Origin of the sequence: Ottowia oryzae, from assembly GCF_003008535.1 — a bacterium.
GTDB lineage: Bacteria > Pseudomonadota > Gammaproteobacteria > Burkholderiales > Burkholderiaceae_C > Ottowia > Ottowia oryzae.
The window spans coordinates 2,112,958-2,138,857 of sequence record NZ_CP027666.1; the positions used below are offsets into that span (position 1 = coordinate 2,112,958).

General features: G+C 67.8%; 22 protein-coding genes. 10 read left to right on the forward strand and 12 right to left on the reverse strand.

Translation table 11 applies throughout. From position 1 onward, the window contains the following. The 3 genes from mutS to C6570_RS09830 all read right to left on the reverse strand — a co-directional run bounded on the left by mutS (nucleotide 1) and on the right by C6570_RS09830 (nucleotide 5,408). A complete protein-coding gene (gene mutS, locus C6570_RS09820) occupies nucleotides 1-2,586 on the reverse strand; it encodes a DNA mismatch repair protein MutS (RefSeq protein ID WP_106704630.1) in 2,586 nt (861 codons plus the stop codon). Nucleotides 2,587-2,802: 216 nt separating this feature from the next. After that, nucleotides 2,803-3,042 carry a hypothetical protein gene (locus C6570_RS09825; protein ID WP_106703038.1) on the reverse strand — a complete coding sequence of 80 codons (240 nt, stop codon included), beginning with the start codon at nucleotides 3,040-3,042 and terminating at the stop codon, nucleotides 2,803-2,805. Nucleotides 3,043-3,140: 98 nt separating this feature from the next. After that, nucleotides 3,141-5,408 carry an FUSC family protein gene (locus tag C6570_RS09830; RefSeq protein ID WP_106703039.1) on the reverse strand — a complete coding sequence of 756 codons (2,268 nt, stop codon included), beginning with the start codon at nucleotides 5,406-5,408 and terminating at the stop codon, nucleotides 3,141-3,143. A 179-nt stretch (nucleotides 5,409-5,587) separates the two neighbouring features. Here C6570_RS09830 and greB point away from each other — a divergent pair, with 179 nt between their 5' ends. Continuing rightward, nucleotides 5,588-6,154, forward strand: a complete 567-nt coding sequence (gene greB / locus C6570_RS09835; protein ID WP_106703040.1) for a transcription elongation factor GreB — start codon at nucleotides 5,588-5,590, stop codon at nucleotides 6,152-6,154. A 130-nt stretch (nucleotides 6,155-6,284) separates the two neighbouring features. Here greB and C6570_RS09840 read toward each other — a convergent pair whose 3' ends face one another. The 6 genes from C6570_RS09840 to C6570_RS09865 all read right to left on the reverse strand — a co-directional run bounded on the left by C6570_RS09840 (nucleotide 6,285) and on the right by C6570_RS09865 (nucleotide 12,237). After that, nucleotides 6,285-8,516, reverse strand: a complete 2,232-nt coding sequence (locus tag C6570_RS09840) for a RelA/SpoT family protein (RefSeq protein WP_106703041.1) — start codon at nucleotides 8,514-8,516, stop codon at nucleotides 6,285-6,287. A 128-nt stretch (nucleotides 8,517-8,644) separates the two neighbouring features. After that, the gene (gene rpoZ, locus C6570_RS09845) at nucleotides 8,645-8,845 is read right to left on the reverse strand and encodes a DNA-directed RNA polymerase subunit omega (RefSeq protein WP_106703042.1); all 201 of its coding nucleotides are present in this window, start codon (nucleotides 8,843-8,845) and stop codon (nucleotides 8,645-8,647) included. A gap of 25 nt (nucleotides 8,846-8,870) precedes the next feature. Next, nucleotides 8,871-9,491, reverse strand: coding sequence for a guanylate kinase (gene gmk / locus C6570_RS09850; RefSeq protein ID WP_106703043.1), 621 nt, complete (start codon nucleotides 9,489-9,491; stop codon nucleotides 8,871-8,873). A gap of 154 nt (nucleotides 9,492-9,645) precedes the next feature. Beyond that, a complete protein-coding gene (locus tag C6570_RS09855) occupies nucleotides 9,646-10,266 on the reverse strand; it encodes a DUF938 domain-containing protein (RefSeq protein ID WP_106703044.1) in 621 nt (206 codons plus the stop codon). 223 nt (nucleotides 10,267-10,489) lie between these two features. After that, complete coding sequence (locus C6570_RS09860; protein ID WP_106703045.1) at nucleotides 10,490-11,515, reverse strand: LLM class flavin-dependent oxidoreductase; 1,026 nt, start codon at nucleotides 11,513-11,515, stop codon at nucleotides 10,490-10,492. 104 nt (nucleotides 11,516-11,619) lie between these two features. Then, nucleotides 11,620-12,237 (reverse strand): flavin reductase family protein, encoded by a 618-nt coding sequence (locus C6570_RS09865; protein WP_106704631.1) that lies wholly within the window; start codon nucleotides 12,235-12,237, stop codon nucleotides 11,620-11,622. 148 nt (nucleotides 12,238-12,385) lie between these two features. Between C6570_RS09865 and C6570_RS09870 the strand changes: the two genes are divergently transcribed. The 4 genes from C6570_RS09870 (at nucleotide 12,386) to C6570_RS09885 (ending at nucleotide 17,586) form a co-directional block, all read left to right on the forward strand. Then, nucleotides 12,386-13,348, forward strand: coding sequence for a M14 family metallopeptidase (locus tag C6570_RS09870; protein WP_106703046.1), 963 nt, complete (start codon nucleotides 12,386-12,388; stop codon nucleotides 13,346-13,348). Between the two features lie 126 nt (nucleotides 13,349-13,474). Then, the gene (locus tag C6570_RS09875; protein WP_106703047.1) at nucleotides 13,475-13,894 is read left to right on the forward strand and encodes a carboxymuconolactone decarboxylase family protein; all 420 of its coding nucleotides are present in this window, start codon (nucleotides 13,475-13,477) and stop codon (nucleotides 13,892-13,894) included. Nucleotides 13,895-14,074: 180 nt separating this feature from the next. Next, entirely contained in the window at nucleotides 14,075-16,699 is a 2,625-nt protein-coding gene (locus C6570_RS09880) for a DUF1631 family protein (protein ID WP_164675522.1), read from the forward strand. A 221-nt stretch (nucleotides 16,700-16,920) separates the two neighbouring features. Further along, nucleotides 16,921-17,586: an alpha/beta hydrolase gene (locus tag C6570_RS09885; RefSeq protein ID WP_106703049.1), complete on the forward strand. Its 666-nt coding sequence runs from the start codon at nucleotides 16,921-16,923 to the stop codon at nucleotides 17,584-17,586. A gap of 96 nt (nucleotides 17,587-17,682) precedes the next feature. On the opposite strand, the gene C6570_RS09890 is transcribed toward C6570_RS09885, so the two are convergent. Then, nucleotides 17,683-18,762: a formylglycine-generating enzyme family protein gene (locus C6570_RS09890; protein ID WP_106703050.1), complete on the reverse strand. Its 1,080-nt coding sequence runs from the start codon at nucleotides 18,760-18,762 to the stop codon at nucleotides 17,683-17,685. Nucleotides 18,763-18,862: 100 nt separating this feature from the next. Further along, a complete protein-coding gene (locus C6570_RS09895) occupies nucleotides 18,863-19,744 on the reverse strand; it encodes a M23 family metallopeptidase (protein ID WP_106703051.1) in 882 nt (293 codons plus the stop codon). Nucleotides 19,745-19,944: 200 nt separating this feature from the next. On the opposite strand from C6570_RS09895, the gene C6570_RS18405 reads away from it, so the two are divergent. Both C6570_RS18405 and C6570_RS18410 read left to right on the forward strand, forming a co-directional pair. After that, nucleotides 19,945-20,247 (forward strand): hemerythrin domain-containing protein, encoded by a 303-nt coding sequence (locus C6570_RS18405; protein ID WP_245896155.1) that lies wholly within the window; start codon nucleotides 19,945-19,947, stop codon nucleotides 20,245-20,247. After that, nucleotides 20,151-20,453: a hemerythrin domain-containing protein gene (locus tag C6570_RS18410; RefSeq protein WP_245896525.1), complete on the forward strand. Its 303-nt coding sequence runs from the start codon at nucleotides 20,151-20,153 to the stop codon at nucleotides 20,451-20,453. The genes C6570_RS18405 and C6570_RS18410 overlap by 97 nt, the downstream gene beginning before the upstream one ends. A gap of 242 nt (nucleotides 20,454-20,695) precedes the next feature. Here the strand turns inward: C6570_RS18410 and C6570_RS09905 are convergent, their stop codons facing one another. Continuing rightward, nucleotides 20,696-21,346, reverse strand: coding sequence for a GntR family transcriptional regulator (locus C6570_RS09905; RefSeq protein WP_106703052.1), 651 nt, complete (start codon nucleotides 21,344-21,346; stop codon nucleotides 20,696-20,698). 323 nt (nucleotides 21,347-21,669) lie between these two features. Here C6570_RS09905 and scpA point away from each other — a divergent pair, with 323 nt between their 5' ends. The 3 genes from scpA to C6570_RS09920 all read left to right on the forward strand — a co-directional run bounded on the left by scpA (nucleotide 21,670) and on the right by C6570_RS09920 (nucleotide 25,896). Further along, a complete protein-coding gene (gene scpA, locus C6570_RS09910; RefSeq protein ID WP_106703053.1) occupies nucleotides 21,670-23,841 on the forward strand; it encodes a methylmalonyl-CoA mutase in 2,172 nt (723 codons plus the stop codon). A gap of 133 nt (nucleotides 23,842-23,974) precedes the next feature. After that, nucleotides 23,975-25,069 carry a methylmalonyl Co-A mutase-associated GTPase MeaB gene (gene meaB, locus C6570_RS09915; RefSeq protein WP_106703054.1) on the forward strand — a complete coding sequence of 365 codons (1,095 nt, stop codon included), beginning with the start codon at nucleotides 23,975-23,977 and terminating at the stop codon, nucleotides 25,067-25,069. Then, on the forward strand, nucleotides 25,066-25,896 hold the full coding sequence (locus C6570_RS09920) for a BUD32 family EKC/KEOPS complex subunit (protein ID WP_106703055.1): 831 nt from the start codon (nucleotides 25,066-25,068) through the stop codon (nucleotides 25,894-25,896). Before meaB ends, C6570_RS09920 begins: the two co-directional genes overlap by 4 nt. The last annotated feature ends 4 nt before the right edge of the window (nucleotides 25,897-25,900 follow it).

The window sequence follows — 25,900 nt, forward strand, 5'->3', positions numbered from 1 at the left end:
TCAGCCCGCGCTGGCGAGCTTTTTCAAGCGGTACAGGGTATCCAGCGCGTCGCGCGGGGTGAGGGCGTCGGGGTCGATCCCGGTCAAGGCTGATTCTACGGCGCTGGGCTCGCGCGCCGTGTCCTCGGCGGGCGGGGGCGTGAAAAGATCGACTTGTCGCTGCGCTTGCTGGGCGCCCGCCTCCAGCCGGGCCAGGGCGTGGCGCGCGTGGTTGACCACGGCCGCGGGCACGCCGGCCAGCTTGGCCACCTGAATGCCGTAGCTGCGGCTGGCCGGGCCGGGTTGCAACTCGTGCAGGAAAACAATGTCGTGCCCGCCTCGCTCGGCGGTGTCGGCGGCGCTCACATGGACGTTGAAAGCCGCGTGGTGCGTGGCCGGAAACTCGGTCAGCTCGAAATAATGCGTGGCGAACAGGGTGAACGCCTGGGTGCGGTCGTGCAGGTACGCGGCGATGCCGCTGGCCAGCGCCAGGCCGTCGAAGGTGCTGGTGCCGCGGCCGATTTCGTCCATCAGCACCAGCGACTGGCTGGTGGCGCTGTGCAGGATCTGCGCCGCCTCGGTCATCTCCAGCATGAAGGTGGACTGCGCGTTGGCCAGGTCGTCCGCTGCGCCGATGCGGGTGTGGATCGCGTCAAGCGGGCCCAGGCGGCAACTGGCGGCCGGCACGTAGCTGCCCACGCTGGCCAGCAGCGCGATCAGTGCCACCTGCCGCATGTACGTGCTTTTGCCGCCCATGTTGGGGCCGGTGATGATTTGCATGCGCGCCTTGGGGCCCAGCGCCGTGTCGTTCGGGATGAAGGGCGCGCCCATGGTCTCTTGCAGGCGCGCCTCCACGACCGGGTGGCGCCCGCCGCGGATGTCGATGCACGGTTCGCGCACGAATTCGGGGGCGTGCCATTCCAGCGTCAGAGACCGTTCGGCCAGCGCCGCCAGCGTGTCCAGGCTGGCCAGCGCGCGGCCAAAGCGCGTCAGTGCCGGCACGTGTGGCTGCAGTTGGGCCAGCAGCTGCTCGTACAGCCACTTTTCGCGGGCCAGCGCGCGCTCTTGCGCCGACAGCGCCTTGTCTTCAAAGGCCTTCAGCTCGGGCGTGATGAAGCGCTCGGCGTTCTTCAGCGTCTGGCGGCGGCGGTAGTCGTCCGGCACCTTGGCGGCCTGACCTTGCGTGACTTCGATGTAGAAGCCGTGCACGCGGTTGAACTGCACGCGCAGGTTGGCGATGCCGGTGCGGGCACGTTCGCGCGCCTCCAGCTCGACCAGGAAAGCGTCGCAGTTCTCAGCAATGGCGCGCAGCTCGTCCAGTTCGGCGTCCAGCCCCGGGGCGATCACACCGCCGTCGCGCACCATCGCGGCGGGCTCTTCCAGCAGCGCGGCCTGCAAAAGGGCGGCGGCGTCAACGGGCGGGGCCAGCTCGGTGCAGATCTGAGTCAAATAGGCGTCTGGCGCTCTCTGGATGAGCGCCGGCAGCTCTTGTTTTTGTAGCGTCTGGCGCAGCGCGACCAGCTCGCGCGGGCGCACCTGGGCCAGCGCCAGGCGCGCGGTGATGCGCTCCACATCGCTCGTGCCCTTGAGCTGTGCACGCACGCGCGTGGCCAGGCCGCCTTCGCGCAGGGCCGCGATCGCGCCCAGGCGGTCGGTGGCTTGCGCGCGGTCGCGGCGCGGCTCCAGCAGCCAGGTCTTCAGCAGCCTGCTGCCCATGCCCGTCATGCAGGTGTCCAGCAGCGAGAACAGCGTGGGCGCTTCTTCACCGCGCAGGGTTTGCGTCAGCTCCAGATTGCGGCGGGTGGCCACGGGCAGCTCGATCAGCTCGCCTGCGCGCTCTACCTGCAGGCCGCGCACGTGGGGCAGGGCGCGGCCCTGCGTGTGTTCCGCGTACGCCAGCAGCGCGGCGGCCGCGGCGTGGGCCAGGGGGGCGTCTTCGGCGTTCCAGGCGGCCAGGCTGGCGGTTTGCAGCTGCTCCAAAAGCTTGCGGCGGCCCAGCGCCGCATCAAACTGAAAGCCCGGCCGGTGCGTAAGAGTGCTTGCACGCCCGGCCCCGCGCACCGCGCCCACCCGTCGCGCAAAGGCGTCGCCCGCTTCCACCGGCACCAGCACCTCGCTGGCGCCGATGCGTTCCAGCCAGCTCGGCAGTTCGTCGGCGGCGCATTCGGCCAGGTGCACCTGCCCCTGCGTGACCGCCAGCCACGCCAGGCCGATGCGCTGGCGGGCACCCGGATAAACGGCCAGCAGCAGCGATTCGCTTTTGTCGGACAGCAGTTCGCTGTCGGTCAGCGTGCCGGGGGTCACCACGCGCACCACCTTGCGCTCCACCGGCCCCTTGCTGGTGGCCACGTCGCCCACTTGCTCGCAAATGGCAACGGATTCGCCCAGCTTGATCAGCCGGGCCAGGTAGCCATCGACCGAATGAAAGGGCACCCCTGCCATCGGTATGGGCTGGCCGGCCGATTGCCCGCGCGTGGTCAGCGTGATGTCCAGCAGGCCGGCGGCGCGCTCGGCGTCGGCATAGAACATCTCGTAGAAATCGCCCATGCGGTAGAAGAGCAGCGTGTCGGGGAAGTCCGCCTTCAGACGCAGGTACTGCTGCATCATCGGCGTGTGGGCTGCCTCGACGCCGCTCGTCACGGCTTTGTCAGCCGCGGTGCTGTCCGCTATCTCTTTGATTTTGCTGGGCATTTTGGGCGTGGAGCCGGGATGGCCGTGCGAGATGGCCCGCCTTCGTGGGCCTGTGGGGGGCGCTGCCGCTGCATCGAGGTCGAAGCAGCCAGGCAACGCCCCTGAGCCCGGGGCCTATTCCCCACTCAAGTGTCAGCCGGTGACCTCGAAGGTGTAGGGCGCGGTGGGCTCCAGGCGTTCGGCAAGCTGGACAAAGGTGGCGGCCAGCTCACGCAGCTGTGCTGGCGAAAAACTGAAGATGGGCGTTTCCTTGGCTTCGTCCTCGGTCTGGCCCTGAACCGTAAGGATCGCCAGGCGCAGCAGGCCAACGTGGTGCTCGGGGGCAACGCTGGTACCCCAGCGGACGACGGGTAGGACGGCTTGGTCTGACATGATGGCTGCTCCTCTTGATGTCAAGGCAAACCCAACATTCTAGAAGTGCTTGAATGCCACCACACCACGCCAAGCGGTTTCGAGGCGGCGCAGGCGCCTCAGGTCTTGGTGTTCAGCTCGGTCAGCACGCGCTGCGAGTCGGTTTGCACACGCAGGGCCAGCGCTTCTGACAGGGCAAGGCGGCGCAGCAGCCAGGGCGTGGCGTCTTGCTGGTGCGGATCGGGCAGGGTTTCGGGCACGGCGGGCAGGGATGCATCCAGATCGACCGCTGATGTGCCCCCGGCGCCGGCAGGGTTGACTGCGTGCAGCGTCAACGCGTGTTCGATGCGCGCGGCGGCGGTGGCCAGAGGCTGCTCGATCAAGTCCATCTGCATGCGGTCGCGGCGCAGCAGCAGCAGCGACTTGATGGCGCTCAGCTGCCCCAGCAATTGGTAGCTGTGGCCTTGCAGCTGCTCAAGCAGGGCGACCGGCGGTTGCACGGCGCGGGGTTCGGCCAGGGCACGGGCGCTGGCCTGCACGAGGGCCGACAGCGCGTCGTACACCTCGCGCCGGGCCAGGCGCCAGGTCAGCTCGGATTCGGTGTCGATCGACTGCATCTGCACGGCCGTCAACGATTCACGGGCGTGGCGGTCCATCGCCTTCAGCACGCGCCGCACCAGCCCGGAGATCTGGCCCCTTTCCCACGAGGGCAGGATGTACGCAAACGCCCACGCAATGCCCGAGCCGAGCAGCGTATCGGCCACGCGCTCGAAAAAGGCGAACGTGGTGCTGCCGCCTACGTGCAGCATGTGCGCCTGTACAAGGCCCAGCACCGAAGCCGCGATGGCGGTGATCACGTAGCGCCGCAGCGCAAAGGCGTGCGCAAAGCCTTGGGACACGGTGACCGCCGCCAGCAGCACCAGCGCGGGCGGGTGCGTGGCCAGCAGCCCAGTGGCCAGCAGACTGCCGATCAGCGTGCCGGCCACACGCTGGTTGCGGCGTTCCAGTGTCTGCGCCAGGCTGCCGCGCAGCACGACGACGATCGTCAGCAATATCCAGTACGGGTGAGAGCCCCACGGCAGCAGCTCGGCCACCAGGTAGCCCGTGCCCACCGCCAGCCCGGCACGCACGGCGTGGCGCAAGGCGGGTTGGCGCCAATGCCAGACGGCCAGAAAGGGTTGCAGCGACCAATCGGTGGGGCTGACGAACAGCCGCCAGCTGTTGCGCACCACCGATAGGTCCGGCGGCGCCTCGCCGCGCGCCAGCAGGCTGAGCTGCCGCACGGCGTTGTTCTGGTGCTCCATGCGAAAGCTCACGCCGCGCAGCAGGGCGTCTCGCTCGGCCACGGCGGGGTCCACGTCTTGATCGCTGTCGCCGGACGGCAGGCGCAGGCTCAGCAACTGCTCACGGTGGTCGGTAGCGACGGGCGGGCGCCGGCGCAGCAGCAGGTCGTCGGCCAGACTGGTAACATCGTCTGCCATCTGCCGATAAATATCGGCAATTTCCTGCAACGCACGGCCGTGACCCGCGGCTTGACGGACCCGGCCGAGATCCAGCTCGCTGGCCACGAGGTGGTCGCGCATCTCCAGCACCACCACCAGCATGCCGGCCAGTTGCTGGCGCCGCGGGGTGTTGGGCGTTTCAAGAACCACATCGCGCGTGGCTTGCAGCTGGTCGGCCAGGGCGGATTGGCGCTTGAGCAGCTCGCCCAGGCCGGTGGGGGAATCGGGGTCCAGATCAGCCGCCTGCGAGGCGCCGTCTTCGCTGGGCGCCACGCGCCGCGCGTGGGCCTGCAGCAAGGCGGCGACGGCCAGCAGCAGGTCGGCCGTCATCTGGGTGCGGTAGCGGCCGTTCAGCACCGCGTTGGCGATCAGCGAATACACCACGTACAGGGCCGAACCCAGGGCGCAGTAGAAGGTGCGCAGCAGCACCTGGTGCGAGCCCTCGGGCGGCGGCAGCGACATGGCAAACACCACCGCCAGCATCACGCCAATGGCGATCGGCGCGCCGCGCTTGCCCCAGGCCATCGCCAGAAAGACGAAGAACGTGGCCGGCACGAGGAAGAGCCCCAGCGCCAGCGACTGGCCATCCAGCGCCAGCACGACGGCAAACAGCGGCACGCCGATCAGTGGGCAGACGACCATCTGCGCCAGCTTGCCCCGGCGCGGGGCCACCAGATCGGGAGCCAGCGTGGCGATCACGCCCACGTTGGCCACGGCGGCCGCCTCATGCCCCAGAAAGGCGTAGACGATGGTGGCGACCAGAAACATGCCCAGCGCGCTGGAGGCGCCGTTGAGCACGTAGTCGCTCAGCACAACGCGAAGCGTGCTCTTGCGTCGCTGGCCCCACCAGCCCGCCAGGCGCTCAAGCAACGTAGGCGCGCTCATCCGGCCACCTTGTGAGCAGAGCGGCTGCAAAGTGTCGAAGAAGGACGCGCGTGGCAAAAAGCGGCGAAAGACAGGATCGGCACGGGAAAAACGGCGAGAAGGGAAGGGCGGGCCAGCGCGGCCTGCGGTGGGCGCGCTGGGGCCGGGCATTGTCCCACGCGCCAACTATCATCGACCGCATGAACAAGGCATTCACCCGCGAGCGCGACGGCGAGGAAGAGGACGACGACGTCGCGCTGCCGCCACTGCCCGCCGGGGGCAAGAACTACATCACGCCAGCGGGTTACGCGCGCCTGCGCGGCGAGTTGCTGACGCTGATCGACGACGAGCGGCCCAAGGTGGTCGAAGCGGTGCACTGGGCCGCCAAGAACGGCGACCGCAGTGAAAACGGCGACTATCTGTACGGCAAGAAACGCCTGCGTGAAATCGACCGGCGCATCCGCTTTCTGACCAAGCGCCTGGAGATCGCCGAGGTGACCGACCCCAGCGTGCACCATGGGGGCGATCAAGTCTTCTTCGGCGCCACGGTGACCTATGCCGGCGACGAGGGCGAAGAGCGCACGGTGACGATCAAAGGTATCGACGAGGCCGAGAGTGCGCAAGGCGAGGTGAGCTGGATCAGCCCCATTGCCCGCACCTTGCTGCGCGCCAAACTGGGCGACACGCTGCAGCTGCCCACGCCGGCGGGTACGCGCGAGATCGAGGTGCTGGCGGTGGAATACCCACTGCCGCAGGCCGATGCCTGACGCCGCTCAATCAGTGAATTTGCTATAGATTGGGTAGCTGCCGGCGCTGGTGCCGCCTGCGCTGGCGGCCGAATTAATTCAAAACTTGGGGCAAAGCGGTGCGCACCGACGGTCACGCCCGGAGGCTGCTTCAGGCGCTGCCCGCCGGCATGATGCGCGCGGCGCGCAACACAGACTGCGTGCGCTTGAGGTGCCGCAGCACCGTGTCCAGGTGCGTCACATCGCGCACGGTGATGACGAAGCGCAGATCCAGCGCCTCTTGGGCGCTTTCGTCCGTCATGCCCAGGTGCACGATGTCCGCCTCGGCGCTGACCAAGGCGGCGGCCACGCGCGCCAGCACGCCCTTGCCGTTGACCACGGTGACGACGATGCCCGCCTCGAACAGGCGCACGGGCTCGTCGGCCCATGCCACGGTGATGAAGCGCTCGGCGTCCTTGTGCTGCAGGCGGCGCGCCACCGCGCATTCGTCGGTGTGTACCACCAGGCCTTCGCCGCGGCCCAGGTAGCCCAGCACGCCGTCGCCCGGCACGGGGCGGCAGCAGGTGGCGTACTTCACCGACATGTTCTCGGCACCGTCCAGAATCACGGCGCCTTGCGACAGGCTCTCGTGCGCGGTGAAGCGTTCGCGCGTCAGCATCAGCGCGTCGGGCTTCACGCCCTCAGCCGCCAACAGGGTGACGAGGCGCTTGGCGACCATGTTGGCGCTGCGCTTGCCCAGGCCGATGTCGGTCATCATCTCGTCGTGCGAGCGGTTGCCTGTGAAGCGCAACAGCTTGTCCCACAAGGGCTTTTCGGTCTTTTCGTGCCCCGGCAGCTGGCCCATGCCCTCGGCGCGCAGGGCTTGCGCCAACAGCTTCTCGCCCAGGTCGCGCGATTCGTCCTGCGCCAGGCTTTTCAAGTGGCTGCGGATGCGCGAACGCGCGCGCCCGGTACGCACGAAGCCCAGCCAGGCCGGGTTGGGCGTGGAGACGGGCGCGGTGACGATCTCGATCACGTCGCCGTTGGCCAGCTCGCTGCGCAGCGGCACCTGCTCGCCATTGACCTTGGCGCCCACGGCGTGGTCACCCACATTGCTGTGAATGGCGTAGGCGAAATCGACCACGGTGGCGCCTTGCGGCAGCGCCATGATCTGCCCCTTGGGCGTGAAGACATAGACCGCATCGGGCACCAGATCGACCTTGATGTGGTCCCAGAACTCGGTCGCATCGCGCGTTTCGTTCTGGATGTCCAGCAGCGACTGCAACCACTGCGTGCCCAGCTCGTCGCTGGGCTCTTCCTGGTTGACTTTGTAGAGCCAGTGCGCGGCCACACCGGCCTCGGCCACCAAGTCCATCGCCTCGGTGCGGATCTGGAATTCGACGTTCACGCTGGCCGGGCCGACCAGCGTGGTGTGCAAGGACTGGTAGCCATTGACCTTGGGCATGGCAATGTAGTCCTTGAAGCGGCCGGGCACTGGCTTGTAGAGCTGGTGCAGCAGGCCCATGGCGGTGTAGCAATCCACCACGTGCGGCACGATGACGCGCACGCCGTACAAATCATTGACCTGCGCGAAAGAAAGGTGCTTGTCGTCCATCTTGGTGTAGATGGAATGCAGCGTTTTCTCGCGCCCGACGATGCGCGCGCTCAGGCCTGCCTGGCTCAGCGCGCCCTGCACCTCCTGCTGCACTTTCTGGATCAGGTCGCGGCGGCGCTGGCGCGCCTTGGTGACCGCCTTCGACAACACACTGTAGCGCCACGGTTTCATGTGGCGGAAGGCCAGGTCCTGCAACTCGCGGTAGGTCTGGTTCAAGCCCAGCCTGTGGGCGATGGGCGCGTAGATCTCTTGCGTTTCGGCACTGATGCGCCCCCACTTGCTGCGCGGCATGTCGCCCATGGTGCGCATGTTGTGGGTGCGGTCGGCCAGCTTGATGAGGATGACGCGCACGTCGCGCGCCATCGCCAGCAGCATCTTGCGAAACGATTCGGCCTGGCCTTCTTCGCGCGTGCTGAACTGCAGCTTGTCCAGCTTGGTCAGCCCGTCCACCAGATCGGCCACCGATGGGCCGAACTGCTCGATCAGGTCGGCCTTGGTCACGCCGCAGTCTTCCATGGCGTCGTGCAGCAGGGCGGCCATCAGGGCGTGGGCGTCCAGCTTCCATTCGGCGCACTGCGCCGCCACGGCGATGGGGTGGGTGATGTAGGGCTCGCCGCTGTGGCGCATCTGGCCCAGATGGGCCTGGTCGGCAAAACGGTAGGCGCGGCGCACCAACTCGACATCGTCTGGCGCCAGGTAATCCAGCTTGCTTTCGAGCGCGGCAAAGCTGGCGGCGGCCGCATTCGCGGCGGCCAAAGGTTGGTCCAGTGGGGGCAGCACTGTGCTCATAGCCCCCGAATTTAACCTGATCGCTTACATGTTGCGCGCGCGCACGAAAAAGGGCGCCTTATAGGCGCCCTTTGTTGCAGGATTAAGACCTTGGACGGCCTGAATCGCTGCGTGTGGCCGACAGCGGCTCAGGAGACTTTTTTCAGCATTTCCAGGCCAACCTTGCCTGCGGCGATTTCGCGCAGCGCGGTCACGGCCGGCTTGTTGCGCGCTTCGATCTTGGGCGTATGGCCCTGGCTCAGCATGCGGGCGCGGTACGTTGCGGCCAGAACCAGCTGAAAGCGGTTGGGGATTTGTTCGAGGCAGTCTTCGACGGTGATGCGGGCCATGGCAATAGGGCAGCGGGCGAGGCTGTCAGTGAATGTTGAGGGCTTGGAACGTTTCGGGCCGTGCGCGGCGCTGGGCGATGTATTTCAGGCGCTGGGCGTGCACGATGGCTTTCAGGTCGAAAAGCGCGCGTTCAAATATCTCGTTGATTATAACGAAGTCGAAGTTTTCGGCCTGTTCCAGCTCGTCGCTGGCGTTGCGCAGACGCAGCTCGATCACATCCGGCGCGTCTTCGCCGCGGCGAATCAGGCGCGCGCGCAACTCGTCCAGACTGGGCGGCAGCACGAAGACGAGGATCGCATCGGGGAAAAGGCGCTTGATCTGCAGCGCGCCCTGCCAGTCGATCTCCAGCACCACGTCGCCGCCGCTGCCGATGCGTTCTTCGATGGCGCGGCGCGAGGTGCCGTAGCGGTTGCCGTGCACCAGCGCCCATTCCAGAAAATCGCCGCGCGCAATCATGCCGTCAAACGCCGCGTTGTCGATGAAGAAGTATTCGCGCCCATCCTTTTCCTGCCCGCGCGGCGCGCGCGTGGTGTGCGACACCGAGGGCTTGACCCCCGCGTCCACTTCCATCAACGCCTTGACCAGGCTGGATTTGCCGGTGCCGCTGGGCGCCGCCACCACAAAGAGATTTCCGGGATAGTCCATGTCTGACAAGCGCTGGCTGCTACAGGAAGGATAGTAAAGAGCGACGCCTATTTTAGCGGGGCACCACCGACCCCAACCAGGGCGGCGTGCGCCGGGGCGGTTGCCGTCGGCCTACCGGTCAAGCTGGCGCCGTGGGCGGGCGCCTGGCCAAGCTTCAGTCGCGGCGAAAGGCCAGCAGCAGGTTGTTGGCGGGCAGCGCCACGCGGTGCACGGGTGCCAGGCCCGCCGCGCGCGCCTCACGGTTCACGTCTTCGCGCTGGCGCAGTCCCCAATCGGGCTGTCGCGCGCGCAGGTCGGCGTCAAAAGCGAGGTTGGACGGCGCCGTGGGCACGTCCGCTTCAAGGTAGGGCCCGTAGGTGACCAGCCAGCCGCCGGGCGCCAGGTGCCGGGCGGCGCCGCGCATCAGCGCGGGGGTGCAGGCCCAGGGCGCGATGTGCAGCATGTTGGCGCAAAACACCAGGTCGAACAGCGCCTGGCCGCTTGGCGAAAACGGCGGCCCGTCGCTGGGCCAGGCATCGCTCAGCACATCCAGCCGACGCGGGGCGGCCACGTTGGGCAGGTGTTGGGTGCGCTCTGCGATGGCGCCGAACAGCGCATCGCCCAGGTCGGTGGGCTGCCAGTGCCAGCCGGGCAGCTCGGCTGCAAAGTGGGCGATGTGCTGGCCCGTGCCGCTGGCGATCTCCAGCGCGCGCCCGTGCTCGGCCAGCAGCGGGCGCAGCGCCGCGAGGATGGGGTCGCGATTGCGGTCGGCGGCGGGGCTGTAGGGCAGGTCCATATGGAAGAATATCAATCAAATAGGCTGCTGGCGCACTAGGGGCAAGCGCTGGCAGCTATCAATAGTGTAGTAATTCTGTTGTCGAAGGCAGTGGCCTAAGCGTCAGCGAAGTGCGTTGCGCCGTGCAAGCCGCCGCTGCTCAATACCGTACGCGAGCGGCTCGCCATGCCATGGCGGTGCGAAGCGGCTGCGCCATTCTTCGTGCGGCTTGCGAGCCCGCCGATCAGCCCGCGCCTGCAGCAGCGCTGTCTTGCCGCACCTGCGCCGCGATGTCCAGCGAGCGCAGCCGCAGCGCCGGGTCGTACACGTCGCAGGTGAACATCATTTCGTCGCAGCCAGTCTGATGGGCCAGCGCCTGCAAGCCTCGGCGCACGGTGGCGGGCGAGCCGATCACCGCGCAGGCGAGGAAGTCGGCGATGGCGGCCTTTTCCTGCGCGTTCAGCTGCTGCAGGAAGTCGGGCTGCGGCGGCATCAGCACGCCGCGCGTGCCGCGCAGGATGCCCAGCACGCGCTGGAAGATGCTGCTGGCCAGGTACTGCGCTTCGTCGTCGGTGGGTGCGGCGATCAGCGGCACGCCAATCATCACGTAGGGCTTGGCCAGCGTGGGCGACGGCTTGAAGTGTCGCCGGTACATGTCGATGGCCTGCAGCAGCATGGCGGGCGCAAAGTGCGACGCAAACGCGTAGGGCAGGCCGCGCTCGGCCGCCAGTTGCGCCGAAAACAGGCTGGAGCCCAGCAGCCAGATGGGCACGTGCGTGCCCGCGCCGGGGTTGGCGATCAGCTTCTGGCCGGGCTGCACGTCGCCCAGCAGGTGCTGCAGCTCGCTGACTTCACGCGGGAAGTCGTCCACGGTTTCCACGCGGTCGCGGCGCAGGGCGCGCATGGTCATCGGGTCGGTGCCTGGCGCACGGCCCAGGCCCAAGTCGATGCGGCCCGGGTACAGCTCGGCCAGCGTGCCGAAGGCCTCGGCCACCACCAGAGGCGGGTGGTTGGGCAGCATCACGCCGCCAGAGCCGACGCGGATGCGCTGGGTGCCACCGGCCACGTGGCCGATCAGCACCGCCGTGGCCGACGAGGCGATCGAGGCCATGTTGTGGTGCTCGGCCAGCCAATAGCGGGTGAAGCCCAGCCGCTCGGCGTGCTGCGCGGTCTGCAGCGAAACGGCCAAGGCGTCGGCCACGCTGCGGCCCTCGCGCACGGGCACGAGATCCAGCATGGAGAAGGCGATGTCGCGAAGGGGTTTGCTCATGGCTTGATTCTGGAACGAATGGGATGGCTGCGCGTGTCGTCAGGTGGCACGCAGGCGGGTAGGCGAAGGGCGCAGAGCGGTTCTGGCAGAGCCGGCGCCGCGCCTCAGGCGGGTTGCGGCACCAGGCTGGCCAGCGTCTTGGCCTTGAGCTGCTCGCCCGGCACCAGGAAGTTGCCCGCGCCCAAGTGGTGCAGCGTGCGCCAAGTGGGCGGCGTGTCGCCCAGCGGCAGGTATTTGCCGTGGGCGAAGGCGCGCTCATCGGCCCACGCGGCCACGGCTTCGGCGATGAAAAGGTCGTGCGCTTCTTGCACGGCGGGCGTGGCGATCACCTTGCATTCCAGCCAGCCGATGCAGTCGGCCACCAGCGGCGCGGCCACGTGCGTGCCGGCGAAATAGTCGATGCCGTAGGCGCTGAACTTGTCGTGCCGCGCGGTGTCGCGCGCGCTGGTCGAGCCGACGGTGGTCAGCAAGTCGGCCTGCGCCGCGCGGGGCACGCACAGGGCGAATTCGCCGCTGGAATCGACCAACTGGCGGGTGAAGGTGTGCTTGTCGATGCACACGGCGAGTTTGGCTGGGGAAAAGTCCAGCGCCATGTTCCAGGCGCAGGCCATCACGTCGCGCTGGGCGCCGTGGGCGGAGGTGATGAAAACCGATGCGCCCGTGTTGATCAGGCGGTACGCCTGGGCAAGCTCGACAGGGTGGACAGTGGCAGGTCGTGACATGGGCATGGCGCCAGCTTAGCCGCACCGCCATCGGCGCGCTGGGCGCGGGCTTTGGCCGTTGTGGGCGTCTTTCACTTCCGGCGTGCGGCCAGCCACTGCGTCGATAAGATGCGGCATTGGCTTCTAACCTGCACTTATTCGTCCCCAGATGACCCAGCCCACGCCCGCCCCGCTTTTGGAAGTGCTGCCCCGCGACCTGTCGGCCTACCGCAAGGGCAACACCGGTATCGACTACGTGCACCGCTTCGATTCGGGCCGCCCCGGGCCGCACGTGCTCATCAATGCGCTGACGCACGGCAACGAAATCTGCGGCATGGTGGCCGCCACGCACTTGCTCGACAGCGGCGTGCGGCCGCTCATCGGCACGCTGACCATCAGCTTTGCCCATGTCGAGGCGTACGAGGCGTTTCGCGCGGACGACCCTTTCGCCAACCGCCAGCTGGTGCACAACCTGAACCGCATCTGGTCGGACGAATGGCTAGACGGCCCGCAAGACAGCCCCGAGCTGCGCCGCGCCCGTGCGCTGCGGCCGGTGGTGGCGGTGGCCGACCACATCCTCGACATCCATTCCACCAGCCAGGACGTGGTACCCTTCTGGGTGTACCCCGACTTTGCCCGCAACGGCCAGGCCGCGCTGGCGATGGGCGCGCAGGGGCGCGTCACCACGCACCTGGTCATGCCCAGCGGGCTGGGCAGCGGCACGCCGCTGATCCAGCATGGGCGCCACGGCGTGGCCGACAGCCATGCCGGGGTGGCGCTGGTGGTGGAATGCGGCCAGCACTTCCTGCGCGCTTCGGCTGAGGTGGCCACCGCCACGGCGCAGGACTTTTTGGCGCACTTTGGCCTGATCGACCGCGCCGAGCCCGCCCAGCCAGCCGCAGCGCAAAGGCGGTTTGCCCTGCTGCAGACCTGCATGGTGCACACGCCGGCCTTCCAGTTCGTGCGCCCGCTGCGCGGTTTCGAGACCTTTGACGAAGGCGAGCTGATCGCCACCGATGGTGACGCGGGCGAGATCCGCGCGCCCTGCGACCGCTGCACCGTGCTGATGCCTGCGCGCGTGCCCATTGTCGGGCGCGAGGCGGTGTACCTGACGCGGCCGATCAGCGATTGAAGATTTAGATCAAATCGGGCTCTGGCGCTCATGCGGCTTGCGCTGGACGCTATGAAAAATATAGTTCCGTCGACCTGCCAGCCACGCCCGCCCGCACGCTGACCCTAGCAACCCAAGGATTTCCCCATGGCCACCACACCCGCCACCACCGACGAAACCCAGAGCAGCCGCGTGCAGGCGGTGTTCGACGACATCCGCCGCACCCGCGGTTCAGACTTCATCAACGCCTTCTGGCGCCATCTGGCTTTCGACCCTGCGCTGCTCGAATCCACCTGGGCCGAGGCCAAGCGCACCATGGTCGCGCCGTCTGCGCTGGACCCGCTCACCAAGGAGCTGATCTATATCGCTGTTTCGGTAGCCAACGGCTGCAGCTACTGCGTGCATTCGCACACCGCCGCCGCACGCGCCAAGGGCATGACCGAGGCGCAGCACGCCGATCTGCTGGCCGTGATCGGACTGGCGGGCAAAACCAACCACCTGGCCACCGCGCTGCAGGTGCCGGTAGATCCGGTCTTCGATATATCGCCGGATACCCTTCGTCCTTGATCCTGCACTATTTCGCGATCCAGCATTAAATGGGCCTCATATTTGGCTTTGTCGGGACGTGGCATCCCGACAACTGCGTTTAGAGTTACGAATCGAGACATCCGCCGCCGGCGTCATGCCAGCCCAGCGGGCGTGCGGTACATTTTTTAGAACATGCAAGCCGTCAGCACCAATAGCCCATTGATCAAGCGAAGCCGCCAGGAGGCCGTGTTCCTGTCCGCCTCCATGATCGAGCGCTGCATGGTCGCGGCGGGTGGCTACCTGCAGGAAGCAGAGCGCAAAACCAAGTCGATTGCCACGCGATTCGAGTTGAGCGATGCCTCCATGGCGTTGAACAAGCACCGCGCGGCGATCCGCACGGGCTACGCCGCCAAGCTGGATGACGCCATCGGCACAGCGTTGCACAACGCCCGCACGGCCGAGTCGGATACCGACGCTGCGCGCGCCGACCGGATCGCCCGGGTGTTTGGCGACGAGTCTTCCTTTTCGCTGCTGGAAGACGCCGAGGTTGCCCGGTTCGTGGAGGCGTCGCGCCTTCAGCAGACGGCCATGCCGATCGTCGACCAAGTGCTCGCCCGCCTGGATTCGCTGATGAGTTCGGCCATGGGGCTGCCCGTGGTCAGGGCAGATTTGAACCCGCTGCGCCCGGACATTCTTTGCGGTGCACTGATCGACCTGCTCGAATCCTTCAACGAAACGGCGCAAGTGCGCGGCCATTGGCTGCGCGCATTGGCCCGGCCATTCGCCGAGGAAATGCGCCGGCTGTATGAATCCATCGTCTCGCTGCTCGAAGCGCAGGGCGTGGAGGAAGCCCGCTACCGGCTCAAGCTCACCGAAGTCCTCATCGCGCCACCCAAGGCCGCTGACGGCGGTGGCGGTGGCAACGGCACGGGCGGCGGCCCCGGTGGTGCTGGCGGCCAAGGTCCGACCGACGACAGCATGCCCGACGACGCCGACCTGGTGCGTGAGCGCCGGGGGCTGTTTCCCAGCATGTCGGACCTGGCCCAGGCCAAGCCGATGGTGCCGCAGGGGCTGATCCGCGATTTTCTGTACCGCGCGCAATGGATTGCCGAAAACGACGAGCCGCTGCCGCCTGCCTATTACGAAGAAGCCACGGCCCAGCTGGCGGTAGCGATTCGCGCCAGCACTCAGGCCCCCGTCTTTGACAGCGGCGAACTGGCGCGCCGCCGCCTGCGCGACCAGGCGCTGGCCGTCGTGGATCGCCCAGCGCGGGCGGTGGATGTCAGCACCCCTCTGCAGCCGCAGCAATGGGGCGAAGCCGCGACAGCGGAAGCGCGCACGCGCACATTGATGGAGCTGAAGGCCCAGGCGACCAAGATCAGTCAGGCCCTGGGCCTGGACGCGGTGCGCACCCTGGTCAGCCAGGTGGCGGGCGATGAGCGCGTGATGGCGCCCGTGCGAGAAGCCTTCGTCGCCATGGAGCCGGCCCTGCTGCGCCTGGCCATGAAGGACCCGCGCTTTTTCGGGGACGACCACCATCCCGCGCGCCGCCTGATGGAAGGCGTGGCGCAGCGCAGCTTCAAGTACAACGACGAATACGCCGACGAGTTCGAGCAGTTCATGGCGCCGGTGCGCGAGGCGGTGCGCGAGCTCAACGACCAGGAAGACGCCGAGCCGGCCGCCTTCGCCCAGCGCCTGCAGCAGCTCGAGGCGCGCTGGCAGGAAGAAGATCAGGGCGAAAAAGAGGGCAAGGACGCTGGTCTGCGCTCCATGCACTTTGCGGAAGAGCGGCAGGCCCTGGCCGACAAGATCGCCTGGGATTTCAGCCTGCGCTCGGACCTGGATCGCGTGCCTGCGGTGGTGTCCGACTTCCTCTTCAAGGATTGGTCACTCGTCATCGCCCACGCGCAGCTGACCGACAAGCGCGGCCAGCTGGATCCGGGCGGGTACCTGGCCGTGGTCACCGATCTGCTGTGGAGCGTCAAGCGCAATGCGGTGCTCAAGGAGCCACGGCGCCTGTTCGAGGTGATTCCGGGTGTGCTGCAGACGCTGCGCCGCGGCCTGGCCATGCTGGGCAAGGAGCCGCAGGAAACCGAGGCCTTCTTTGCCGCCCTGATGCGCTACCACGACCCGGTGTTGCGCCTGCGCCGAATGCGCAGCGCGCAAGACGCCGAGGCCACCGGCTTGGCACGCCTCGAAACCGATTCGTTCATGCTGCCGCTGGAGGCCGATAGCGAACAGGCGCCGCTGGAGCGGCCCACGCCTCGCGCGGCCGACCAGCCTTGGCTGGGCCGCCACGAACTGGTGGCCGCGGGCTTCGAGGACGAGGCAGACGCCGCGCACCGCACGGCCCCCGCGCCGCTGACGCCGGCCGAGGGCTTCGGCATGACGACCATCATGGCGCTGGACGGGGTGGACCCTGGCGCCACGCTGATGCCGGGAATGAACGACAGCGAGGCCACGGCGGCCGGCGTGCCTTCGCTCGACGAGGCCCTGCGTGCGCTGAAAGGCGGGCACGCACCAGCCGCGCACTACGACGAAGAAGCCGAGCTGGCCCACCAGCGCTCGATGCTGGAGCGGCTGCGCACGGGCGACTGGGTGGATCTGCGCGTGCGCGACCAATGGCGCCGCGCCCAGCTGGTCTGGAGCAGCGAGAACGGCTCGCTCTTCATGTTCGTCAGCCGGGGCGGCCGCCCGCACAGCATGACGCGGCGCACCTGCGAAAAGCTCATTCGCGCACGCCATCTGCGCCCGGTCGACGCCGCGGCCGTGGTCGACAAAGCGCTGCGCAACCTGTCCGACGCCAAGCCGTCGCAGCAGGACGAGCCCCTCACCACCGATTGAATGCGGCCCGCTGCGGTGGCAGCGGCTGGCTTCGGAGCTGCCTCGCTCGGCTCCCGCTGAATTGGCGGCTTGCCATGTGGGCGCGGCCAGCGGGTGGCACGCTGCGTGGCATGATGCCGATCGCTATTAAAATGCGAGCTGCCAGCGCTGATCCTGCAAGCGCTGGAAGGCCAAAACACCCATGGTGTGTTCGCCGGCGTGCCAAGCGCTAACATGCCGCCATGAACGAGTTGCCTGAAACCATCGAGATTGAAACCGGGCCCGATGCGCGCGCCAGCGTCATCGTGCTGCATGGCCTGGGCGCCAGCGGGCACGACTTCGAGCCGTTTGCGCAGGAGATCGACCTGCGCTCCGTCGGCCCCGTGCGCTGGGTGTTTCCCCACGCTCCGGCCATGCCGATCACGATCAACGGGGGCTACAGCATGCCCGCGTGGTACGACATCCGGGTAGACCGCAGCAACGAGGATGAAGCGGGCCTGCGCCGGTCGCAGGCGCTGGTCGACCGTTTGCTGGCGCGCGAGCAGGCGCGCGGCGTGCCTGCTGCCCGCACGGTGCTTGCGGGTTTCTCGCAAGGCTGTGCGATGGCCTTGTTGACGGGGCTGCGTTACCCCCAGCGGCTGGCGGGCATCGCCGGCATGTCAGGTTATTTGCCGCTGGCCAAAACCTTGGCCGACGAGCGCAGCGCGGCCAATGCCGATGTGCCGATCTGGTTGGGGCACGGCACGCAGGATGAAGTGGTGGTGCTGCCACGGGCCGAGGCAACGCGCGATGCGCTGCAATCTCTGGGCTACGCGGTGCAATGGCACAGCTACCCCATGGGCCACTCGGTCTGCATGGAAGAGGTGGCCGATCTGCAGCGCTGGCTGCTGCAAGTGCTGGCGGGCTGAGGGCAGGCCACGCGGGCCTGCTTGGTTGATGCGGGCCGCGCGGCGCGCGCTGCTCGTCTTGCTTGAGGCCGCGCGCCCGCGCCCATGGGCGCTGGGTCAGGGGCGCGGCGCCACCGCCGCTTCACGCACCAGGCGAAAGCCCACCAGCACATAGCGGGTGGAGGGCGTGTTCCAGTTGCGGAAGGCGCTGCGCGCGTACAGCGGCCAGCTGTGCCAAGACCCGCCGCGCCGCACCCGCACGGTGCCTTCGGCCGGGCCCTTCGGGTCTTCGGCGGGCGACTGCGCGTAGTAGTTCTCGTCGTACCAGTCCGAGCACCATTCCCAGGCATTGCCGATCATGTCGTACAGGCCGAAGGCGTTGGGCTTGAAGCTGCCGACCGGCGCCGTGAAGGCAAAGCCGTCGCTGCCCGCGCCCGCCTGCTCGCGCCAGCGCGGCCAGCGCAGGGCGGTTTCGCTGTCGAACGTATTGGCGGTGGTCAAAAGCACCGATGGGTCGTCGCCGGCGGGAAAGCGCGTGCGGCTGCCCGCGCGGGCGGCGTATTCCCACTCGGCCTCGGTCGGCAGGCGGTAGACCACACCTTCGCGCTCGCTCAGCCAGCGCGCCATGGCCACGGCGTCGTTCCAGGTGACGTTGACCACCGGGTGACGGTCGGTTTGCGGAAAGCCGGGGTTGTCCCACGAATAGCGCGGGTCGCGCCCGTCGAACAGGTCGGCGCGCTGGTTGTTGGGCGGGCTGTAGTCGGGGTTGAAGCCGTAGGCGCCGGTGCCGTCGCGCACCGATTCGGGTACGTAGCCCGACAGGCGCAGAAATTCGCGAAACTGGCCCACGGTCACCTCGGTGGCGCCCATCCAGATGTCGTGCGTCAACCGCACGCGGTGCACGGGCGCTTCGTCCTTGAAGTCGACCAGGCGCTTGGCGTCGGCGTGCGGGAAGGCTTTGGCCAGGGTGGCGGGCGATTCGTCGCTGCCCATCAGAAATTCGCCCGCGGGCACGCGCACGAAGGCGATGCCCAGGCTGTCCGCCGCGCTGGCGGGGGCGGCATGGGCCGCTGGCTTGGTGGGTGGCGGCGCAGTGGTGCAGCCGCCCAGCACGGCGGCGCATGCCAGCGCGACCCCGGCTGCCCAGGCAGCGTGGCGCGAAGATCGGGCGGTGGGGCGGCGGTGGGCGGTGTGCATGGCGGCGATGCTGTCAGGGGTGGGGCGGGGTGTCAACGCGTTCGCGCGTTGGGCGATGGGGCGGGCCGCGCCGGTGCGGCGGCGGCGCCACGCTGGGGCTTTATGCGTCGAGGAACAAGGCTGGGTCTACCGAGGCGCGGTTCAGGCTCACCGTCCAGTGCAGGTGCGGGCCGGTCACGCGGCCGGTGGCGCCCACGGCGCCTACGCGCTCGCCCGGCGCCAGGCGGTCGCCCACCTTCACGTCGATGCGGCTCAGGTGGCACATCATCGACAGCAGGCCGCCGCCGTGGTCCAGCCAGACCGTGTTGCCGTTGAAAAAGTAGTTGCCGGTGTCCAGCACCGTGGAGGGCATGGGCGCGATCACCGGCGTGCCTGTGGCGGCGGCGATGTCCATGCCGCTGTGGGGGCTGCGCGGCTGGCCGTTGAAGAAGCGCCGCAGCCCGAACGAGCTGGACCGGCGCCCCGGCGTCGGCTGGCGCATTTGCAGCGGCACCGACGGGGGCGCGCTGAAGGTGGCGATGACAGCCTGTTGGTGGGCGCGTTCGCGCTCATGGCGCGCCAGGTCTTCGGGCGACAGATCCACCGTGCGCGGCGACACTTTCAGGTGTTGCTCGGTATAGCGCTTGGCGCGCACGGTGTAGGCCATTTCGCGCTCGCCGCCCTCACTGCCTTCGCTGCGCACGCGGATGCGCGCCGTGCCGGGCTCGGCCGACAGCGGAATGCCCACCAGCGCCGTCCAGCCCGATGGGTCGCCCAGCACCAGCAGCGGCGCCGCGTCGGCGAAGGCCTGCGGGCGCTGGCCAGCGGGGCCCAGCGGCACGTGCGCCACACCGCCCGGCACGGCCGAATCGCGCGGCCACGCCACGCCCGATTGCGCCCACGCCTGGCGCGGCAGGGCGGCAGAAAGCGCGGCGGCCAGGGCAGGGCCCAGGGTCAGCAGCCGGCGCATGGCTTGCGTGTTGGGGTCAGAAAGATGGGGCATGAAAATCGAGGTTGGCGCTGGTCAGACAAGCGCTGGCAGCTACCAATAGTGTAGTAACTTCAGCGCCGTGAGATGGTAGTGGAAGCGCATGAACACGCAATGTGCGCTTTACTTACATCTTTGACTTCGCTCAAGACCGGCTTGGCCATGGCCCACGATACTCGCACGACGCTGATAACTTTTGACTACAGAGGTTTCCAATGGAGTATCTGCACTGGGTGCCCGAACTGGACACCGGCATCGCAGAGATCGACACGCAGCACCGTCGCATCGTGGATTACATCAACAAGCTGCGCGACCTGCGCGAATCCCACGACCGCCAGGGCCTGTCCGACGTGATCGCCGAAATGGTGGACTACACCATGTCGCACTTTGCCTTCGAAGAGGCGCTGATCGAGAACGCTACATGTTCTCGGGCCCGCACAAGAAGGTGCACGAGCTGTTCACCCGCAAGGTGGCCGAGATGCAAACCCGCTTTGAGGCGGGCGAGGACGTGGCCGTAGAGCTGCACGGCATGCTGTCGCGCTGGCTGTTCAACCACATCCGCAACGAAGACGATGGCTACATCGATTCGGTGAAGGCCTACCAGCGCATGTCGGCCAACAACGGCATCGCCGAGCGCGACAAGCTCAAGGCCGAAGTGATCGCGCAGCTGCGTGAAGAGCGCGGGCGCCGCAAGGGCTGGCTGGCGCGTTTGCTGGGGCTGTAACCGCGCCGTCGATCGCGCTTGTTCAGCACCCCGCCGGCCAGCGCAGTGCCGTGCGGGCCAGCTTTCTTTTAAGGCGCCGTGGGATGACGCGCCATCGCGCCGCACGTTCCAGCAGTGGGTTACAGCACTGGGTTCGCGGGGCCATCCATATCAGAGAAATAGACCGCTAGCGCCCGCGCAGCCAGCGCCAGCAGCTATCTATTCAGGAGTATCGGCGTTGTCACAACGCCGGGCAGCGCCGCTCAGGCCGCCGCTTCCAGCCCGTTGTCGAAATGCGCCTGCATCTGCGCCCTGGCGGCCTGCGGGTCGCGCGCGGCGATGGCGGCCATCACGGCGCGGTGTTCCGCCAGAGATTCGTCGATGCGCCCCTGCTTGAGCAGCGAGTTGTGGCGGTGCAGCTTCATCACCTTGCGCAAATCCGCCACCACCTGGTCGCGCCAACGGTTGTCGGCGATCGCCAGCACCTGCATGTGAAACCGTTCGTTGATGGCAAAGAACCGCTCGCGGTTCACCTGGCCAGGGCGGGCGGCCGCCTCCAGCTCGGTGTGCAGCGCCTGCAGCGCGGCGACTTGATCGGGCGACGCACGCTCTGCCACCACCGCCACGGCATCGCTTTCCAGCAAGGCCAGCAGGTGGTAGACGTCGGCCAGGTCGCGCTCTGAAACCTCGGTCACGTAGGCGCCGCGGCGCAGCTTCATCGTGACCAGGCCTTCGGCGGCCAGCACCTTGAGCGCCTCGCGCAGCGGCGTGCGGCTGATGCCCAGCTGCTCGGCGATCTTGAGTTCGTCCACCCAATCGCCGGGCGCCAGCTCGCGGCTGTAGATGCGCTGGCGCAGGCGCTCGGCCACCTCTTCATAGAGGGGGCGGGGCGCAAGCGGGGCGGCGGTATCCATGCGTTCGGCTGAAATATTTGCGCGATTGTAAGTCTCAAGCGTGATTTTGAATTAATAATTACGGCAGAGATTTCAAGGCTTTGTCGATTCCGGCCGACCCGTTGTCCGAGGTGCCACGCCGAGCGGTGTCGTGCGCAGGGCTGCTACGTCCTCCATGCGCCCACCCGATACGGTGCGGGCGGTGAATGCGGTGGCCGCGCAGGCATCGGGGCATGGCGCCGCTGTCACGCCCCGTAAGAAGCAGGCGGCGCACAATGGGTGCACCGCAGGCTGGCGGCGCCGATGGGCCTTGTTCCGCAGCATTGTCAGAAAGACCGAACACCATGAGCCAAGAGCACCCTTCTTTCCGGCCCGCCACCCTGGCCGATTGGGACAAAGCCGCGCAGAAGTCGGCGCCCGGCGGCGATGTGAACGCGCTCAACTGGGTGACGCCCGACGGCATCACGGTCAAGCCGCTGTACACCGCGGCCGACACGCAAGACCTGCCTTACGCCAACACGCTGCCAGGCTTTGAGCCCTACATCCGCGGCCCGCAGGCCACCATGTACGCCGTGCGTCCGTGGACGATTCGCCAATACGCGGGCTTTTCCACCGCCGAGGAATCCAACGCCTTCTACCGCAAGGCGCTGGCGGCAGGCGGGCAGGGCGTCAGCGTGGCGTTCGACCTGGCCACGCACCGCGGCTACGACAGCGACCACCCGCGCGTGACGGGCGACGTGGGCAAGGCCGGCGTGGCCATCGACAGCGTGGAGGACATGAAGATCCTGTTCGACGGCATTCCGCTGGACAAGGTCAGCGTGTCGATGACCATGAACGGCGCCGTGCTGCCCATTCTGGCGGGCTACATCGTGGCGGCCGAAGAGCAGGGCGTGCCGCAGGCGCAGCTGGCCGGGACCATCCAGAACGACATCCTCAAGGAGTTCATGGTCCGCAACACCTACATCTACCCGCCCGAGCCGTCGATGCGCATCATCGGCGACATCATCGAGTACACGGCGCAGCACATGCCCAAGTTCAACTCGATCAGCATCAGCGGCTATCACATGCAGGAAGCGGGTGCCAACCAGGCGCTGGAGATGGCCTTCACCCTGGCCGACGGCAAGGAATACGTGAAGACCGCGCTGGCCAAGGGCATGGACGTGGACGCCTTCGCCGGCCGCCTGTCGTTCTTCTGGGCGATCGGCATGAACTTCTATCTGGAAATCGCCAAGATGCGCGCCGCGCGCCTGCTGTGGTGCCGCATCATGAAAGAGTTCGAGCCCAAGAACCCCAAGAGCCTGATGCTGCGCACGCACAGCCAGACCAGCGGCTGGAGCCTGACCGAGCAAGACCCGTACAACAACGTGGTGCGCACCACCATCGAGGCCATGGCGGCCGTCTTTGGCGGCACGCAAAGCCTGCACACCAACGCGCTGGACGAAGCCATCGCACTGCCCACCGAATTCAGCGCCCGCATTGCGCGCAACACGCAGCTGATCATTCAGGAAGAGACGCACATCACCAACGTGGTGGACCCGTGGGCCGGCAGCTACATGATGGAAAAGCTGACGCAGGACATGGCCGACGCCGCCTGGACGATCATCGAAGAAGTCGAAGCCATGGGCGGCATGACCCAGGCCGTGGACAGCGGCTGGGCCAAGCTCAAGATCGAAGCCGCGGCGGCCGAGAAGCAGGCGCGCATCGATTCGGGCAAGGACGTGATCGTCGGCGTCAACAAGTACAAGTTGAAGAACGAAGACCCGGTGGAGATCCTGGAGGTAGACAACGTGAAGGTGCGCGACGCCCAGATCGCGCGCCTGAACGATATCAAGCAAAAACGCGACTCAGCGCAGGTGCAGCAAGCGTTGACAGCTATCACAAAAATAGCAGAAGGGGCGCCGGGCAACCTGTTGGCCGCCGCTGTCGACGCCATCCGCGCCCGCGCCACGGTGGGCGAAGTGAGCGATGCCATGGAAAAAGCCTTTGGGCGCCACCGCGCCGATACGCAGAAGGTGACTGGCGTTTACGCCGCCGCCTACGACAGCGCCGAAGGCTGGGACAAGCTGAAGGGCGAAATCGCCCAGTTTGCCGAGGACGAGGGGCGCCGCCCGCGCGTGATGATCGCCAAGCTGGGCCAGGACGGGCACGACCGCGGCGCCAAGGTGGTGGCCACCGCGTTTGCCGACCTGGGCTTCGACGTGGACATCGGCAGCCTGTTCCAGACGCCCGAGGAATGCGCGCGCCAGGCGATCGAGAACGACGTGCACGCCGTGGGCGTCAGCACCCTGGCCGCCGGCCACAAGACGCTGGTGCCGGCCATCATCCAGGCGCTGCGCGAGCAGGGCGGCGACGACATCATCGTCTTCGTCGGCGGCGTCATTCCGCGCCAGGACTACGACTTTTTGTACGAGGCGGGCGTGAAGGGTATCTATGGCCCGGGCACGCCGATTCCGGCCAGCGCGAAGGATGTGCTGGAGCAGATCAAGAAGGCCCAGGGCATCGAGGCATCGGCCTGATCGCGGTGAGCAACTTGGGCGCCACGGTTCGGTTTTGCGCGCTGGGCGGATGCGGCCTAGGCCCATCGCCCGCCAGGCGTGGCTGCGCGCGCGCGGCTCTAAAGCCCCGTGGCTGCCAGCGGAATGGGCAAGCATGGGCCTGACTGAACGCGTGGCGCAGATCACCGCGCCGGTTTCCCTGGCGCAGCAACGGCGCGCCATGGCCAAGGCCATCACGCTGCTGGAGTCGACCCGGCCCGACCATCGCGCCCAGGGCGACGAGCTGCTGACCGCGCTGCTGCCGCACACCGGCCAGGCGCTGCGCTTAGGGATAAGCGGCGTGCCGGGCGTGGGCAAAAGCACCTTCATCGAGGCACTGGGCCTGTACCTGATCGAGCAGGGCCTGCGCGTGGCGGTGCTGGCGGTCGACCCATCGTCCACCGTCTCGGGCGGCTCGATCCTGGGCGACAAGACGCGCATGGAACGCCTGTCACTGCACTACAGCGCCTACATCCGCCCCAGCCCCAGCAGCGGCACCCTGGGCGGCGTGGCCGAAAAAACGCGCGAAGCCATGGTGGTGTGCGAGGCCGCCGGTTACGACGTGGTGCTGGTTGAAACCGTGGGCGTGGGCCAGAGCGAAACCGCCGTGGCCGGCATGACCGACATGTTCGTGCTGCTGCAACTGCCCCACGCGGGCGACGACCTGCAGGCGATCAAGAAGGGCGTGATGGAGCTGGCCGACCTGGTGGTCATCAACAAGGCCGACATCGACCCTGCCGCCGCCACGCGCGCGCGCGCTCAAATTCAATCGGCCCTGCGCCTGCTGGGCATGCACGGCAACCCGCAGCGCAGCGCGCACGCCCTCGGTGCCAGCCACGGGCACGGCGCCGGCTCGCAGGAACCGAACGCTGCGGGCCAGCAGGCACCCACGTTCTGGCAGCCCGAGGTGATCCAGATCAGCGGGCTCAAGGGCCAGGGGCTGGACACTTTCTGGTCCGCCGTCACGCGCTTTCGCGATCTGCAAACGGCCAACGGGCGCCTGGCCGCGCGGCGCCAGCAACAGTCGCTGGCGTGGATGTGGGATCGCATCGACGCGGGGCTGAAACAGGCGTTTCGCCAGCACAGCGGCGTGCGCCAGGCCTTGGCCGAAACCACGGCCGCGGTAGAGCGCGGCCAACTGCCGCCGTCGACGGCCGCGCGCCGCCTGCTCACGCTGGCGGGCCTGGCCGATCTGGGGCAAGGCGCATGAGCGTTGCCGCGCTGTCACCCGCCGATCTGGCCCGCATTGCGCAGTCGCCAGGCTGGCGCGCCCACCGCGTCGAGGTGATGGACACCGCCGCCGGCAAGGTGCTGGTGAAAGGCCAGCGCCCAGCGCGTGCCAGCACGCTGTACCGCGCGCTCAACGCCGCCGCACGCCTCATCGGTGCGCCGCTGCTGCAGGCCGTGCCCATGCACGGTGGCGCCAAGGCGCAACAGACCGAGGTGGCGCGGCTGCAAGCCTTGCACGGCGCGGGCGCCCCGGTACCGCGCGTGCTGCATGTCGCGCCCGATCATTTCGTGATGCAGTGGCTGGGCGCCGAGCACCTGGGCACGCTGCTGCAAGGCGGCCACCCGCACGCCGTGCGCCTGTGGCGCGAAGCCGGGGATGCGCTGGTGCGCCTGCATGGCCGTGGCCAGTACCTCAGCCAGGGCTTTGCGCGCAACCTGATCGTGGACACCTCGGCCAACCCGCCCGCCCTGGCCGGTGCCATCGACTTCGAAGACGACCCGCTGGACGTGATGAGCCTGCCCGAAGCGCAGGTGCGCGACTGGCTGGCCTACCTGCAAAGCACCGTGTGGACGCTGCCGCTGTCCACCGCGCAGATCGACGCGCAGCTGGACGAATGGCTGCTGCACGAGGCCGCGCCCGTGCGCCAGCAGTTTGCCGATGCAGCCCGGCGCCTGGGCTGGCTGCGCCACCTGCCGCGCCAGCGGCGCTATGGCCGCGACACCGTCGCGCTGCAGGCCGCTGCGGCGGCCGCCCACCGGTTCACGTTGCGCCAGGGCGCGGCGGGCGCCTCACACCCCATTTCCTGAACAG

What these genes read in the sequence shown, in the direction of transcription:
- C6570_RS18410 (WP_245896525.1), top strand. Translation starts at nt 20,151, where the DNA reads ATGTTCTCGGGCCCGCACAAGAAGGTGCACGAGCTGTTCACCCGCAAG.
- C6570_RS09905 (WP_106703052.1), bottom strand. Translation starts at nt 21,346, where the DNA reads ATGGATACCGCCGCCCCGCTTGCGCCCCGCCCCCTCTATGAAGAGGTG.
- C6570_RS09870 (WP_106703046.1), top strand. Translation starts at nt 12,386, where the DNA reads ATGACCCAGCCCACGCCCGCCCCGCTTTTGGAAGTGCTGCCCCGCGAC.
- C6570_RS09920 (WP_106703055.1), top strand. Translation starts at nt 25,066, where the DNA reads ATGAGCGTTGCCGCGCTGTCACCCGCCGATCTGGCCCGCATTGCGCAG.
- C6570_RS09840 (WP_106703041.1), bottom strand. Translation starts at nt 8,516, where the DNA reads ATGAGCACAGTGCTGCCCCCACTGGACCAACCTTTGGCCGCCGCGAAT.
- C6570_RS09830 (WP_106703039.1), bottom strand. Translation starts at nt 5,408, where the DNA reads ATGAGCGCGCCTACGTTGCTTGAGCGCCTGGCGGGCTGGTGGGGCCAG.
- gmk (WP_106703043.1), bottom strand. Translation starts at nt 9,491, where the DNA reads ATGGACTATCCCGGAAATCTCTTTGTGGTGGCGGCGCCCAGCGGCACC.
- C6570_RS09860 (WP_106703045.1), bottom strand. Translation starts at nt 11,515, where the DNA reads ATGAGCAAACCCCTTCGCGACATCGCCTTCTCCATGCTGGATCTCGTG.
- rpoZ (WP_106703042.1), bottom strand. Translation starts at nt 8,845, where the DNA reads ATGGCCCGCATCACCGTCGAAGACTGCCTCGAACAAATCCCCAACCGC.
- C6570_RS09855 (WP_106703044.1), bottom strand. Translation starts at nt 10,266, where the DNA reads ATGGACCTGCCCTACAGCCCCGCCGCCGACCGCAATCGCGACCCCATC.
- C6570_RS09885 (WP_106703049.1), top strand. Translation starts at nt 16,921, where the DNA reads ATGAACGAGTTGCCTGAAACCATCGAGATTGAAACCGGGCCCGATGCG.
- C6570_RS09865 (WP_106704631.1), bottom strand. Translation starts at nt 12,237, where the DNA reads ATGTCACGACCTGCCACTGTCCACCCTGTCGAGCTTGCCCAGGCGTAC.
- mutS (WP_106704630.1), bottom strand. Translation starts at nt 2,586, where the DNA reads ATGATGCAGCAGTACCTGCGTCTGAAGGCGGACTTCCCCGACACGCTG.
- C6570_RS09825 (WP_106703038.1), bottom strand. Translation starts at nt 3,042, where the DNA reads ATGTCAGACCAAGCCGTCCTACCCGTCGTCCGCTGGGGTACCAGCGTT.
- C6570_RS18405 (WP_245896155.1), top strand. Translation starts at nt 19,945, where the DNA reads ATGGAGTATCTGCACTGGGTGCCCGAACTGGACACCGGCATCGCAGAG.
- C6570_RS09890 (WP_106703050.1), bottom strand. Translation starts at nt 18,762, where the DNA reads ATGCACACCGCCCACCGCCGCCCCACCGCCCGATCTTCGCGCCACGCT.
- C6570_RS09875 (WP_106703047.1), top strand. Translation starts at nt 13,475, where the DNA reads ATGGCCACCACACCCGCCACCACCGACGAAACCCAGAGCAGCCGCGTG.
- meaB (WP_106703054.1), top strand. Translation starts at nt 23,975, where the DNA reads ATGGGCCTGACTGAACGCGTGGCGCAGATCACCGCGCCGGTTTCCCTG.
- C6570_RS09895 (WP_106703051.1), bottom strand. Translation starts at nt 19,744, where the DNA reads ATGCCCCATCTTTCTGACCCCAACACGCAAGCCATGCGCCGGCTGCTG.
- greB (WP_106703040.1), top strand. Translation starts at nt 5,588, where the DNA reads ATGAACAAGGCATTCACCCGCGAGCGCGACGGCGAGGAAGAGGACGAC.
- scpA (WP_106703053.1), top strand. Translation starts at nt 21,670, where the DNA reads ATGAGCCAAGAGCACCCTTCTTTCCGGCCCGCCACCCTGGCCGATTGG.